The 13,246-nt window shown below is 50.7% G+C and carries 13 protein-coding genes; 9 read left to right on the top strand and 4 right to left on the bottom strand.

The window, feature by feature from the left end; genetic code table 11:
- Window positions 1–170 precede the first annotated feature (170 nt).
- Both glgP and glk read right to left on the bottom strand, forming a co-directional pair.
- Window positions 171–2,723, bottom strand: coding sequence for an alpha-glucan family phosphorylase (glgP, locus tag DU481_RS06760; RefSeq protein WP_350133453.1), 2,553 nt, complete (start codon window positions 2,721–2,723; stop codon window positions 171–173).
- A gap of 117 nt (window positions 2,724–2,840) precedes the next feature.
- On the bottom strand, window positions 2,841–3,839 hold the full coding sequence (gene glk, locus DU481_RS06755) for a glucokinase (protein WP_350133452.1): 999 nt from the start codon (window positions 3,837–3,839) through the stop codon (window positions 2,841–2,843).
- A 157-nt stretch (window positions 3,840–3,996) separates the two neighbouring features.
- Here glk and DU481_RS06750 point away from each other — a divergent pair, with 157 nt between their 5' ends.
- From DU481_RS06750 to DU481_RS06740, 3 genes are all read left to right on the top strand, one after another.
- Window positions 3,997–5,517 (top strand): helicase HerA-like domain-containing protein, encoded by a 1,521-nt coding sequence (locus tag DU481_RS06750; protein WP_350133451.1) that lies wholly within the window; start codon window positions 3,997–3,999, stop codon window positions 5,515–5,517.
- A 184-nt stretch (window positions 5,518–5,701) separates the two neighbouring features.
- A complete protein-coding gene (locus DU481_RS06745) occupies window positions 5,702–6,091 on the top strand; it encodes a hypothetical protein (protein ID WP_350133450.1) in 390 nt (129 codons plus the stop codon).
- A gap of 34 nt (window positions 6,092–6,125) precedes the next feature.
- The gene (locus DU481_RS06740) at window positions 6,126–6,464 is read left to right on the top strand and encodes a hypothetical protein (protein ID WP_350133449.1); all 339 of its coding nucleotides are present in this window, start codon (window positions 6,126–6,128) and stop codon (window positions 6,462–6,464) included.
- A 161-nt stretch (window positions 6,465–6,625) separates the two neighbouring features.
- Here the strand turns inward: DU481_RS06740 and DU481_RS06735 are convergent, their stop codons facing one another.
- Window positions 6,626–7,513 carry a hypothetical protein gene (locus tag DU481_RS06735; RefSeq protein ID WP_350133448.1) on the bottom strand — a complete coding sequence of 296 codons (888 nt, stop codon included), beginning with the start codon at window positions 7,511–7,513 and terminating at the stop codon, window positions 6,626–6,628.
- Between the two features lie 154 nt (window positions 7,514–7,667).
- Complete coding sequence (locus tag DU481_RS06730; RefSeq protein WP_121167299.1) at window positions 7,668–8,582, bottom strand: LysR family transcriptional regulator; 915 nt, start codon at window positions 8,580–8,582, stop codon at window positions 7,668–7,670.
- A gap of 350 nt (window positions 8,583–8,932) precedes the next feature.
- Here DU481_RS06730 and DU481_RS06725 point away from each other — a divergent pair, with 350 nt between their 5' ends.
- The 6 genes from DU481_RS06725 (at window position 8,933) to DU481_RS06700 (ending at window position 13,203) form a co-directional block, all read left to right on the top strand.
- Window positions 8,933–9,133 (top strand): hypothetical protein, encoded by a 201-nt coding sequence (locus DU481_RS06725; RefSeq protein WP_107801705.1) that lies wholly within the window; start codon window positions 8,933–8,935, stop codon window positions 9,131–9,133.
- A 128-nt stretch (window positions 9,134–9,261) separates the two neighbouring features.
- Window positions 9,262–9,549 carry a P-II family nitrogen regulator gene (locus tag DU481_RS06720; protein WP_350133447.1) on the top strand — a complete coding sequence of 96 codons (288 nt, stop codon included), beginning with the start codon at window positions 9,262–9,264 and terminating at the stop codon, window positions 9,547–9,549.
- 281 nt (window positions 9,550–9,830) lie between these two features.
- On the top strand, window positions 9,831–11,204 hold the full coding sequence (locus tag DU481_RS06715; RefSeq protein ID WP_350133446.1) for a C13 family peptidase: 1,374 nt from the start codon (window positions 9,831–9,833) through the stop codon (window positions 11,202–11,204).
- Window positions 11,201–11,551, top strand: a complete 351-nt coding sequence (locus tag DU481_RS06710; protein WP_350133445.1) for a hypothetical protein — start codon at window positions 11,201–11,203, stop codon at window positions 11,549–11,551. Before DU481_RS06715 ends, DU481_RS06710 begins: the two co-directional genes overlap by 4 nt.
- A gap of 161 nt (window positions 11,552–11,712) precedes the next feature.
- A complete protein-coding gene (locus DU481_RS06705) occupies window positions 11,713–12,282 on the top strand; it encodes a Pvc16 family protein (RefSeq protein WP_090318300.1) in 570 nt (189 codons plus the stop codon).
- 60 nt (window positions 12,283–12,342) lie between these two features.
- The gene (locus tag DU481_RS06700; protein WP_350133444.1) at window positions 12,343–13,203 is read left to right on the top strand and encodes a hypothetical protein; all 861 of its coding nucleotides are present in this window, start codon (window positions 12,343–12,345) and stop codon (window positions 13,201–13,203) included.
- The last annotated feature ends 43 nt before the right edge of the window (window positions 13,204–13,246 follow it).

Below are 13,246 nucleotides of genomic sequence, written 5' to 3'. Positions count from 1 at the left end.
GTTACGACGGCCTGGAAATACTGCGCGGATGATAACTGATTTTACCAGTTCATGGTGAATAGATGCCGCGAACGAAGCCACACGCTGCATTACGGGAAGCTACTCCGGAGCAACCGGAGTAGCGGTTATCGTATTCACCAGATAATTCCTGAGATCCTCATTTCAGCCGGTTACAACCACACCATCAATCCCATCTCCAATGGATGCGTCAGCAGCGGGTGATACGGATAAATGCGGATGAAATATTCCTGCTTGCCACATAATTCCGGGGTCAGGTTGAGCTCAAACAGATGTTCGCCGGAATCTTGGATGCCGGTAAAGGTGAACTTGAAATGATTGAAATTGCACAGTCGTGTGGTCTTGAACTGGCGGCAAATCAATAATTCAATGACGATATCTTCGGGTGCCAGGTTATTCAGTTTGGCGGCGATCTTGAAATTCAGCGCTTCGTTATAATGAATGCGTTCGCAAGGCGTATCTAAACGGCGTAGCGTGACGCCGTGCCATGCTTGTTTTATTCTGGCCTTCCATGCGGCGATGTTTTTTGCGCCGGCAAAATCATTTTCAGCATAAAGGGTGCCTTTGCCGCTGGCCGGACGATAAAATTTAGTGACATATTCATCGACCATGCGGGTCGCGTTATAGCTAGGCAGCAGTGATATCATCGAGTGCTTGGCCATTTTCACCCAGCCGGGCGAGTAGCCGAGCTTGCCATGGTTGTAATACAACGGAACCACCTGGTCTTGCAGGATTTCATACAATGCGCGGCTCTCTTCCTGGTCGCGCACGGTACCTTCCATATCCTCCGGGCCGGGTTTGATCGCCCAGCCGTTTTTACCGTCGTAGCCTTCTCCCCACCAGCCATCCAGCACGCTGAGATTGATCGCGCCGTTGATGCCCGCTTTCATGCCGGAGGTGCCGCTGGCTTCCAGCGGATAAATCGGATTGTTCAGCCAGACATCGACACCGGCGACCAGCCGCCGGGCGAGACGCAAGTCGTAACCTTCGACTAACAGCAGACGCCCTTCAAATTCGGGAAAACTGGCGACTTGACTGATGCGCCGGATTAAATCTTGCCCCGGTACATCCGCCGGATGCGCCTTACCGGCAAAAATCAACAATACCGGGCGTTCCTGATCCAGGATAATTTTGCGCAGCCAGTCGAGGTTTTCAAATAACAACGTGGCGCGTTTGTAGGTAGCGAAGCGGCGTGCGAAACCCAGTGTCAGAACATTCGGATTGATCGGATCGACAAACTTCAGCAGCCGGTCAAGATGCGCTTCGGAACCGCGATTCCGGGTGTTTTGCTCGGTGATGCGCGAGCGGATGCCGTAAAACATCTGTGATTTCAACGATTGCCGCACACTCCAGAACAGATGATCCGGTATCGCATCGATCCGCGACCAATATTCGGTGTCGCACATTTTGTTGCGCCATTCGTGACCGAGATAGCGGTCGAACAGATCGGACCATTCCTGCGCTAGAAAGGTTGGCACATGAATACCGTTGGTGACGTAGGAAATCGGATTTTCTTCCGGCTCGATCTGCGGCCACAAATCGCGGCAGATACTGGCGGATACGCCGCCGTGTATCTTGCTGACGCCATTGTGCGTGCGTGAGCCGTGAATCGCGAGCGCCGTCATATTGAAGTCCGGACTTCCGGATGCATGACCGAGCGCCATGAATTCTTCACGCGTAATGTTCAAGCTGCGGTAGAAGGCGTCAAAATAGGTTTGCATCATCTCCGTGTTGAAGTGGTCATGCCCGGCAGGCACCGCGGTATGCGTGGTAAAAACGGTATTTACCGCGACGCTTTCCAGTGCGCTGGCGAAATCAAGTCCTTGCTGCACCAGATCGTGAATGCGCTCAAGAATCATGAAGGCGGCGTGTCCTTCATTGATGTGCCATATCGTCGGTTTGATGCCGAGCGCATGCAATGCGCGCACGCCGCCCATGCCCAGAATGATTTCCTGTTCAATCCGCATGATTCTGTCGCCGCCGTATAGATTGTGCGTGATGTAGCGGTCTTGCGGCGAGTTTTCGGGCAAATCGGTATCGAGCAGATAAAGCGTGACGTGGCCGATTTTTGCTTGCCATATTTTGGCCGTGACTTGGCGGTGCAGCAAAGGCACTTCAATTTGCAAGCCCGAGCCATCCGGGCGTAGTACCGGTGTGACGGGAAGGTCGTCGAAATCGGAAATGGTATAGGTGACTTGCTGGTTGCCTTTGCTATCGATGGTTTGAAAGAAATACCCTTGGCGATACAACAAGCCGATGGCGACGAAAGGCAAATGTAAATCGCTCGCCGCTTTGCAGTGATCACCGGCGAGAATGCCCAAACCGCCGGAATAAATCGGCAGGCTTTCGTGAAAACCGAATTCAAAGCAGAAATAAGCGACTTGGTCTTGTGAACTCAGCCCTCCGTTGTTCTGTAGCGCCGATGCGTCATGGTAGGAGTCATACGTCGACAGAATGCTATTGTAGGTGGCGAGAAAAACCCGGTCTTCGGTCGCTTTCAGTAACGCCGATTCGTCCACGCGCTTCAGGAATGCCTTCGGGTTATGGCCTACCGCTTCCCATAAATACGGATCGAGCCGTGAAAACAGCGTGCGGGTGGCGCGATCCCAGCTGTACCAGAGGTTATTGGCTAACTCTTCCAGACGTTTCAGGCGTGGTGGTATTTTAGGATTAACGGTGATGGTGAAGGCGGTTCGCGGAAACATGCAGGCTCTCCTTGCTGAGAATGATCGTTGCTATGATACACCCAGCACCGGCTAATTGATTGGATTTGAAGACGGGAATCCACTAGCGAGGTACGTTGGATGCGGATTTTAGGGAATTTACGGGCCGTTATTGAATAACCGGAAGGCTTCCTGGCGAGCGCCCAGCAAGCCGATTGCGGGGTTGGTGACGATATGCACCGGAATTTCGCGCATGAGTGTGGAAAACCGTCCTTTCGCGTGAAACGCATGCATAAAGCCGCCCGCGCTGAGTGTATCGATAATTTTCGGCGCGATGCCACCCGCGATATAAACACCGCCGCGGCATAATCCAGCCAGCGCCAAATTGCCCGCATAAGCGCCGTAAATCTCGGCAAATAATTCCAACGCTCGGATCGCAACCGGATGCTTTTGCGTTTGCGCCAATGCCGCGATGACAGCGCCGCTATCTTCTTCAAGCTGGAGTAGCGGTAAGTCTGAAGATGCCGCTGCGTTCTGTTGCAGAAATTTAAAAATGTTCGTCAGGCCGGAGCCGGACAACAAGCGTTCCACCGACACATGGCCGAAGCGTTGTTGCAACCATTCGAGCAAACCGGCTTGCAGCGGAGTGACCGGCGCGAAATCAATATGCCCCGCTTCGGTTGGCCATGCAAAGTAGCGATTGTTGACCGGTGTGAGCCACGCTACGCCCATTCCCGTGCCTGCGCCCAATACCACACGCATCGCCTGCGCATGCGGTTGTCCGGATTGCAGTGTGATCAAGTCACTGCCCGGTAGATTTTCAATGGCCAGCGCAACGGCTTCAAAGTCGTTGATCAGTTTGACCGATGGAATAGAGAAGGCATCGGCAATGTGCGCACTGCTGATCTGCCAAGGTAAATTGGTTAATCTAGCCTGTTGATCGGCAATGGGTCCGGCTACGGCAAAACAAGCCGCTGCGGGTGGGTTGGGTGCGGCGGTTTGCTTGAGGAATGCTTCGAGAATGCCGGAAAAAGTTGCAAAAGCTGTGCTGTCGTAGCGTTGTGTGCAGCGCTTATGTATCCGGCCATCCGCTATTTCAGCCAATTGCAGGATGGTTTTGGTGCCGCCGATATCGCCGTAGATAAGCTGTTTGTTCACGTGCCGGTTAATCCCCGAAAGCGGTTTGCAAGGTCAGCGAGTAACGTTCACTAACTTGGTGGATAGTATACAGCTACGCGCATGTTTTGATTGCCTTTGCGATGGTTTGTCTTACAATCACGGATTCAGTACATTTTTGCGCAATGCTAGAACTTCTATGACCGATCCACTGATTATCGCTACAACAAATAAATCGGATTTGGCGCTTTTGCCCGCGATGGCAACGCGTCACGGTTGCATTACCGGTGCGACCGGCACCGGCAAGACGGTGACGCTGCAAAAACTAGCAGAGAGCTTTTCCAATATCGGCGTGCCGGTATTCATGGCCGACATCAAGGGCGATCTGACCGGGATTTGCAAAGCGGGAACGCTGTCCGGGAAAATGCAAGCGCGTTTGGATACGTTGCAACTGGATGTGCCGCAATGGGAAGGCTTTCCGGTGACGTTGTGGGATGTGTTGCAGGAGAACGGCCATCCGCTGCGGGCGACGATTTCCGATATGGGGCCGCTGCTGCTGGCGCGTTTGCTGAATCTGAATGAAACGCAGGAAGGTGTGCTTACGTTGGTGTTTAAAGTCGCCGACGATCACGGTCTATTGTTGCTCGATCTGAAGGATTTGCGCGCGTTGCTGCAATTTGTCGGCGACAATGCGGATCAATTCAAAACGCAGTACGGCAACGTGTCACCGGCTTCGATCGGCGCGATTCAGCGCGGTTTGCTGCAAATCGAAAAGCAGGGCGGCGGCAAGTTCTTTGGCGAGCCGATGCTGAACATCGAAGACTTGATGCAGACCATCGACGGCAAAGGCGTGGTCAATATTCTGGCCGCCGATAAATTGCTAAACTCGCCGCGCTTGTATAGCTCCTTTTTGTTGTGGATGCTGTCCGAGCTGTACGAGAATCTGCCGGAAACCGGTGACCGCGAGAAACCCAAACTGGTGTTCTTTTTTGACGAAGCGCATTTGTTGTTCAGCATGGCATCGCCCGCGTTGCTGGAGAAAATCGAGCAAGTCGTGCGGCTGATCCGCTCCAAAGGGGTGGGGATTTATTTCGTGACGCAGAATCCTTTCGATATTCCGGAGAAAGTCCTGAGTCAACTGGGCAACCGCGTGCAGCATGCGTTGCGCGCGTTCACGCCGCGCGACCAGAAAGCCGTGAATGCCATTGCCGAAACCATGCGCCCCAATCCGAAGTTGAACGTCAAACAAGCGATCCTCGAACTTTCCGTCGGCGAAGCGCTGGTTTCTTTCCTCGATGAAAACGGCTCACCCGGCGTGACCGAACGCGCATTCATATTGCCCCCGGTCAGTCAGATCGGCCCGATCACGGCGGACGAGCGTAAAGAATTGATGCAGTCGTCGATTGTGGCCGGTGTGTACGAGCAGGAAATCGACCGCGAAAGCGCTTTTGAGCTGCTGCAAGCGCGCAGCGGCGCGGAGAAACCGCACGGCAATTCAGCGCAAACCACGGCACCCGGAAGCTTGCGCAAACCGGCGGACGAGGGGATTCTGGCCGGTCTGGGCGATTTGCTGCTGGGTTCGTCCGGCAAGCGCGGCGGACGCCGCGAAAGCGTGCTCGATGCCTTTGCAAAAAGCGCCGCACGTTCGGTCGGCTCGTCGATTGCGCGCGAAATTACTCGTGGGGTGCTCGGGTCGATCCTAGGGCAAAAGCGCCGCTAGGGAAATTCTGAAAAACGACTGCGCTCGTTCAAGCTGCGCTGAAATCAGGGTCAAAATGCTCATTTACTCAATGTAAACTGCGCTTTCTCACCTGATTTCGACTTGCCTGATCATCGCTCGCTACCTTTTTCAGAACTTCCGTAGCCAGAACTCGGCTCTGTTTTTATATTGAGGAGAAAAGACAATGAAAAAAATCATCGGTGCCTTGCTTTTGTGCCTGCCTGCCGGACTGGTTCACTCTGCCGGGACTTACGACGGTATCTGGACGATAGACGATTTGCCGGAAGCGGGTTATTTAATGATCTCGGAAAATAACGGCCGGTTGATCTTTGCCGGTCTCAATCCGCCCGATTTCGATGGCAATCGGCGCTGGGGCGCATCGTGGGGCGACATCAAGGACGGCACGGTGCGGCTGACGCGCTTAATCAACGACAATATCGATGCCGTCACCGATGTCGTCTTTACTTCAGCGACGACATTAACGTTGACCCAGAAATCATGCCGTCCGATCAATCCCAATTATGTTTGCTCACTGCCGAACGGTGTGGCTTTTGCAGCCACTAAGATTTGGTAAAAACGGATCACTTCACATTCCTATGCACACCATCATGAAATCACTACTCATCGTACCCATCCTGCTGCTGGCCGGTTGCGCTTCATACTCGATCTACGGCGGCGACCCTGCGCAGCGGCAATTGCGCAACCAATGGTCAGCCAACTACGAGTTATGCGAGCGGCTAACCGTCGCGACACTAGCGCCTGAGAAAATCCGCGAAGAATGGACCAATGAAATTACCAGCAGAAGCGTGGATTGCAACTTGTATGCGGCAACCACGCATACCGCCGTGAACCGGGATATGCCGGTTATGCGCTGGAGCACGCAATGGACTGCGCCGAAAATGACTTCAACGATACCTGCGCCGAGTCAATTGATTCATGCGCGGTGAGTTTTGGTTTCGATGAAGTGAATAATGATGAATTCCGGTGAATAACAGATTTTATTCTTCATCTTCACATTAAATTACTTTATCTCTGGAAAACCCGGAGTGATTCAACCTTCAACGAACGCTACACGGCTTTATCGCGTAGCGTCCGGTGGAATGGTGGGTTAGCCACGGCACAGATCGCATCCTTGCTCTGTAGCGTAGTCGGTTTCGCATGTTTTACATCTTGACACTGATACAAATGTCTTGCATCGGCAGCATTTTCCATCAAGCTTTTCATTGCACTCAATATTCAACAGATCAAAAGCAAGAGACCGCGTTGCCTTGCACACGGGGCAGTCGATCAACCCCATTGCGTCAGTGTCGACTTGAAATCCACACACAAAGCACAGATAGTCGTCAGCATCTGTTATTACTAACGTTTCATTCCCACATTCAAAGCAATATGTAACACTGTCTGGATAAAGTTCATAAGCGCGATCTATAGATTCGTTCACATAGCACGTATTGGTTACAAGTTTTTTGAATAATTTGGTGCCTATGACGTGCATAAGGCTATTTGAAAGGTATTGTTGGTGAATAGGCAAGTATTCCTTCCAGTCGAGCTGTTGAACAATCCTGACGAGAAACCAGATCGCCTCATTCAGAATCTCGTGTGATGGGCTCGTAAGACCAAGATGCATTATTTGATTCCGTCGATTCTGGAAGTTATCCAGCAGTTGAAGATCGTCATCATTCAGATAAAGAGTTTCGGCTGCTAACTCTCGACTTTTCCAGAATGGAATAGTCTTAATCGTACCAGTAGAAATTGCGGCGAGAAGCTCAGATTCTTTTTGAGAATGAAACTTTGGGTCGATCACGAATTTCCAGCCTTCTCGGCGCAATACATATAACTTGCTAAGGAGTTCAAGAGAGGCTTGTAAATTTACGATCGTCTGGATAACATCATTTTCTGTTGGTTCCTTAGTCAGAGCATGTTCGAGCGCATGTACTAATAACTGTCTGGAAGTCGCCTGTAATCGCTTCTTAAGTTCGGTGCTGATGTCGTCCATATTCACCTGGATAGTGGCTAACGTAATATATAAGACATTTTTTCCAGCAATTTCATATTCAATGTCGTATAGCTGTGATCAATATTAATTGTCATCAAGTATTTCAAAATAAGCATGAAAGTGAACGCGGCAAATTATGGACTGAACACGAAATTCATTTTACCAAAGACCGGTCCCAATAAGGCATGTCGCCGACATGTTCCGCTAGGAAATTAATGAAAGCGCGTATTTTTATGGGCAAATGCCGGCTGGGGAGATAGCAGGCGTAAATATGACGCTCTACGGATAAGTAGTCCGGCAGCGCCATCTGCAACCGCCCTTTTTGTAATTCCATGCCAATCGTATACGTGGGCAGCAAAGCAATGCCTAATCCATACAGCACGGCTTGTGCGAGCGCATCGTTATCGTTGATCCGCAGGGTTCCGGAGATCGGAACCTTGATCTTGCCTTCCGGCCCGTCGAAACGCCAATAACCTTGTTCGGGTGAAAGCGCGCAATCGAGACAGTTATGCTTTACAAGTTCCGCCGGAGTTTGGGGTGTGCCCCATTGCTGAAAATACTGCGGGGTTGCGCACAATATGCGGCGGACAGGCGCAATCTTGCGTGCTACCAGATTAGGGTCAGGCTCGTTGGTCACGCGGATTTGCACGTCATATCCTTCTTCAATCAAATCGCCTGCATGATCCGTAATGGTTAAGTCAACTTTGATCTCAGGATAGCGCGCGAGAAAGCAAGGCAGCGCCGGAGCGATATGGCGCGTTCCGAATGAGCTTGGCGTACTCACTTTCAGGGTTCCGCGCGGTTCGTCATGAAGGCTATTGATGGCCCGCTCGGCGTGTTCGGCTTCTTCCAGAATGCGTTTCACATGTTCCGAAAGCGCGATACCTGCTTCCGTCAGACTAAGGTGCCGCGTGCTGCGGAGCAGTAAGCGGGTGCTGAGATCCTTCTCAAGCTTTGCAACGGCTTTGCTCACCGCTGAGCGCGAGATGTCCATGCGCCGCGCCGCTTCGGCAAAACTGCCAGTTTCTACCACCCGCGCAAATATGACGAAAAGATTAAGATCTTGCATCGTGTCATTGTATCTAATTCGGAAACAAAATGTTTCGCTTTATTGGACTTATCACCAAGACATTCAATCTATATGATCTATCCCAAGGTGAGATATTTAATTTGTACCTTTAATTTTGTACCTTTAATTAATAGGGTTTTTTTCATTTCATTTAAATGACTATTATATATCGATCCTTATTTTGTTTGTTCTTTGGTCACTGCAGTTGAGGGTGATTGGTTGATAGGCCAGTAGTTTTATTGTCAACCTGAAAGAACGTATTATTAACCTGGATATTTATTCGAACCGGCGATGCGTTTTTTGCCGGTTGGTATGAATAGCCGGTAAACATCCTAAAAGAGGAGTAATAAATGGAAACTAAAGAGTTATTTAAAGCACCGCAGCTGGTTGTAGTTTATGCAATCACGATTCTTTACACGATTACGTTTTACTTGGCCGCTTTTACAGAGCCGTCTGCGACGAAGAAACACTACAGGATTTATCAGGTTGCCCAGGTGGAAACAGGTCGTCCTGTTCATCTTGAAGCTGTAAGAGATAACAGCTCGGGTTAACGGAGTGTGGATTGCGCCCCCGTGCTTGTGCCTGGAAAATCATTGAAATATGCCCACGGGGGCGTCCGGATTGGTTAGTAATCATTAATTGAAGTTTGGGAGAGGAATCAATGGATAATTCGATAGTAATGAAAAGATTCGAAATCGTAATTGGAGCGGAGTATGTCGATCAGTTGACGGAATTGCTGGAAAGAACCGAAGTCAGCGGATATACCTTTTTCAAGAATGTCGGCGGTATCGGATCGCGGGGTATCCGCAATCCCGATGATGTTCTGATAACCGATGAAAACATTGTGATCATTCTCGCTTGCAAAGAAGACAGGGCGCAGAAAGTGCTGAATGAACTCGGCGTGGCCATGAAAGGCTTTGGCGGTATGTGCCTGATTTCAAATTGTCATGCCCAAATGCCAGGATGAGATGGATGGATGAAGCCCTGTTTTTAATGCCAGCTGGATAGCTGGCATCAGCTGCTATGTTTCGTTAGTCCGCTTAAACACCGACTCTCCCACTCCAGCTCATAGCCGCACGCAGTAAGGGATTGGATCAAAATGTCTTGTTTTCTTGTGTTGATTGGATCACACTGGAATAGAGTTTTGATTGATCAATTCTGTTGTTGGCGGATCATCAAACTCTTTCTTAGTGCATTCATTTCTCATGAAAAAGTAGCTTTATTTTTTCTATCCACGGGAGGCACATCATGGCAAGAGATTCTGCATTAATCAGCAAAATTAAATCCGGTATTGTCAGTAATCTGTCTTGGAGAGCTGCGCGCAATACCAATCTCCATATCGAAAACCAAGTGCTCAAAAAGGGTGAAGCTGTGCTGGCATATAAGCAGCGCATCGTCATGGAGCGCAATTCCATCATGGTGTTTGCGGATGACGCGCCGCAGTTCAACTGGTCACATCCGTGCCGCTATTTGTTGCACGATGCGGAAACCGGAGATTTGTACAATGAGGTGAGTGCTCAGTTTCCACCTTATATGACGGCCGATGTTCCCAACACCTTTCAAGCGTTTCATACTCCCATCAAGATCGCTGAACCTGAAATTTATTACCCCGTTTTGCCGTGGTTACGCTGTCCGATCCGCTGGACAAAAGGCCAGCGTTACGCGGTGTTGTTCTCGGGTGCTTCAAACAACCGGCATACCAACGATCTGGAGTTTCTCTACCGTACTTTGCGCGATATTTACGGCTTTCCCGCCGCGAATATCTTCGTGCTGAACTACGACGGCACGATTAACTACAGCGGCAATCCACACCCGGTGGTGAGCTGGCCGGGGGACAGTTCCGCCTATCGGATGCCGGTCAACGGCAAGGGAACGAAAGCCGATCTGGATACGGTTTTCAATACACTCAAGGCAAAATTGAAACCGGACGATCTGTTGTTGATTCATACCAACAATCACGGCGGTCACAATGGGACACAGTCCTACCTCTGTACGTACAGCGGGGCGGATTATCTAGCCTCGGATTTTGCCGATACGCTGGCGACTCTACCCAAACACTACTGCATGATGGTGATGATGGAGCAGTGCCATGCCGGCGGTTTTAACGCGCCGATCCTGGCGAAATCAACCGCAGCCTACACCAGCGTTTCGTCCGCCTGTCTGGAAGCGAACAATTCCATCGGTGGCGCGCAATTCGATCCGTTTGCACGCGACTGGATTGCTGCGATGGCAGGGCATACGCCGTATGGAGGCGCGTTGGCATCCAATCCCGATACGGATGGATCCGGTAAGGTTTCCGCGCGTGAGGCGCATGACTATGCTGATTCGGTGCATGATCCCTATGACACGCCGGTGTTCAGCCGATCCTCGGCAGCGGCGGGTAACTGTTTCCTCGGGCAGCGCTACTGGCATGTCTGGCCGATTTACTGCCGTTTGCTGGTGGAAGTTTTGCAGCCGTATTACCTGCGCAAACCGATCCCCGAGTTTTACGATATGGTCCATGCCAAGCTGGTGCCGCAGTTGAGAGAAATTGAAAGCAAGCTGGAAAATGCTTCCGCGGCACAAGAGAAAGAGCTGCGGGCAACGCTGGGCGATGTAGTGAAAAAGACGCTGGATAGATGAGAGAATCCGATCAGGGCATTTTCGAGCGTGTCAGTGCGGTCTTTGACGATGAGACGTTATCCAACGCGATCGTCTATCTGAGCCGCGAGATTGCGCATGCCGGAGCCAGAGTTCACGCCGGAGATGTGCTGATTGATATTCCCTGGGAAGCGCGCATTGTGTTTGTCGATCTTGAGCCTAGGGCCAATTGGGGGCATTGCTGTGCCTACATCATCTTACAGTGTGAGGGCAGCGGGTGTATCCGCAAAGATGCGCAAATGCCCCCCTTTCTCAAACCCGGTGGAATGCCGTTCCGCTTGCTGTCGAAGGGTGCTGAAGTTCCGGAATGGACGGTTGCAACGCTGTAAACAGGGCGGAATGCCGGATCGGTGCGCGTTTGACAGTGCAACGGGGTTCCAGTACATTCGCGCATGAAAGCGGGGGTGTTTTGTATATGCCTTCAGCAAGTTGATTCGTTCAGTAACAGCTCGCCTTATTCACCCATAACTAGGTTTATCGATTATCCATTATGATCAACGTGGCCGTGCAACTCCTTGCGACACAGCTGAATCAGTATTTGCGCCGTACTTACAATCTGGGTGAAGATGTAGTGGTGGTTTCCAATTTATTGGAGATCGACGGTACGGTGGCGGTCAATGTGAATAATAAGCTGGTCGTTTTTTTGGTGAATATCGAGAAAGATAGCGTGCCGTTCCGGCAAGTCAGCCTGCATGAAGTCGGGCAACGGGAGGTACAGAGCAGTGTGCCGCTCTATTTTAATTTGCACCTGATGATGGCGGCGAATTTTACCGGCAACAATTATCCCGAAGCGCTGAAATTTTTATCCAGCACGATCATTTTTTTTCAGAAGAATCATGTGATCAATCATCAAACAGCACCTGAGATGGATGATCGCATCGAGAAACTGATCCTGGACATCGAGAATCTTTCCATCCAGGATCTCAGTAACTTATGGGGTTCTTTAGGGGGTAAATATTTGCCATCCATTCTGTACAAGGTGCGCATGGTGGCCTTCGATACCGAGGATGTAGTTGGCCGTATCCCCGTTGCGGGCGAGCCGAAGTCGATGGTGCAATAGTGTTTCAGGAATGGTTTTGGGTTGAGTTGATCTGGAAAATAACCATAGATTGAGCGGAATATGGGTGCTTATCGTTTACTCGTCAATGTAACTGTCGAACATGCCTATTTCTCCGGCCAACATTGCAAAACCCTGGAATTCATTCCCAGCGAATCTTGTGCGGTGTTATTGAGAAGAGCGGGATTACTGCTCAAGTCATCGGAAAGCGGAATTGCCGTTTATTTCGACGAAGAAAAAATCAATATCCTGCGTCTTCATGCGGAAGACGATTTGGTTCTGACTTTTAAAGTTTTTTCCAAGGACAATAACTTCTTCCGCTATACCGCGCCTGGCGCGCCGCCCGATGACTCGATTCTTTTTTTCGATACGCAACAAGTCACCCGGGATGCGGCGGATAAACAACTGCTGCATCCGGATGCGTATGCCGCCGCGGATGCTTGGCTGAAGCTCACGGCCGATCCCTTGCCCGACATACTGGAACGCAAGGATTATCTCGTCAAGCCGGTGTTTATTGTGCGGGTATGCATTACTGCCGGAGCGGAAGGATTGTGTTCGGACAAGCTGGATGCCGCCGCGCGCAAGTTCTATATCCGTTTCAACACCAATCAGACCTACTGGAAATACTACATTCTCGGCGATTTATCGAAACGCAATGTGTTCATTACGGATCTGGACAATGCCCTGCAATTCGAGAATCTGGGAAATGTGACCTTGCCCGGAAATCGCACTGCGATTCAATTGCTGTCTTCAAAGGCGATCCCGCTGCATGAGCTGCCCGATCAACGCTTGCAGTTGAAAGAATCTACCGGCACGGGCGATAGAGTGCTGGTCAAACGCTTGCCGAATGCCAGCGTGGAGCAGGTACATGCGGAAATGATCAGTGACAAAATAGCGAGTGTTTCCGAGATTTATATTAATTGATAGATAAAATGGCGCGCAGTGGCAGAGTTGCTTGCGTACTATC

The organism is Nitrosomonas sp., assembly GCF_040240425.1.
Classification (GTDB): domain Bacteria; phylum Pseudomonadota; class Gammaproteobacteria; order Burkholderiales; family Nitrosomonadaceae; genus Nitrosomonas.
Note: the sequence above shows the minus strand (reverse complement) of the source record. Positions and strands in the feature narration are given on the sequence as shown.

Coding starts and splice junctions, on each gene's coding strand:
- glgP (WP_350133453.1), bottom strand. CDS start 2,723: ATGTTTCCGCGAACCGCCTTCACCATCACCGTTAATCCTAAAATACCA.
- DU481_RS06750 (WP_350133451.1), top strand. CDS start 3,997: ATGACCGATCCACTGATTATCGCTACAACAAATAAATCGGATTTGGCG.
- DU481_RS06745 (WP_350133450.1), top strand. CDS start 5,702: ATGAAAAAAATCATCGGTGCCTTGCTTTTGTGCCTGCCTGCCGGACTG.
- DU481_RS06740 (WP_350133449.1), top strand. CDS start 6,126: ATGAAATCACTACTCATCGTACCCATCCTGCTGCTGGCCGGTTGCGCT.
- DU481_RS06735 (WP_350133448.1), bottom strand. CDS start 7,513: ATGGACGACATCAGCACCGAACTTAAGAAGCGATTACAGGCGACTTCC.
- DU481_RS06730 (WP_121167299.1), bottom strand. CDS start 8,582: ATGCAAGATCTTAATCTTTTCGTCATATTTGCGCGGGTGGTAGAAACT.
- DU481_RS06725 (WP_107801705.1), top strand. CDS start 8,933: ATGGAAACTAAAGAGTTATTTAAAGCACCGCAGCTGGTTGTAGTTTAT.
- DU481_RS06720 (WP_350133447.1), top strand. CDS start 9,262: ATGAAAAGATTCGAAATCGTAATTGGAGCGGAGTATGTCGATCAGTTG.
- DU481_RS06715 (WP_350133446.1), top strand. CDS start 9,831: ATGGCAAGAGATTCTGCATTAATCAGCAAAATTAAATCCGGTATTGTC.
- DU481_RS06710 (WP_350133445.1), top strand. CDS start 11,201: ATGAGAGAATCCGATCAGGGCATTTTCGAGCGTGTCAGTGCGGTCTTT.
- DU481_RS06705 (WP_090318300.1), top strand. CDS start 11,713: ATGATCAACGTGGCCGTGCAACTCCTTGCGACACAGCTGAATCAGTAT.
- DU481_RS06700 (WP_350133444.1), top strand. CDS start 12,343: ATGGGTGCTTATCGTTTACTCGTCAATGTAACTGTCGAACATGCCTAT.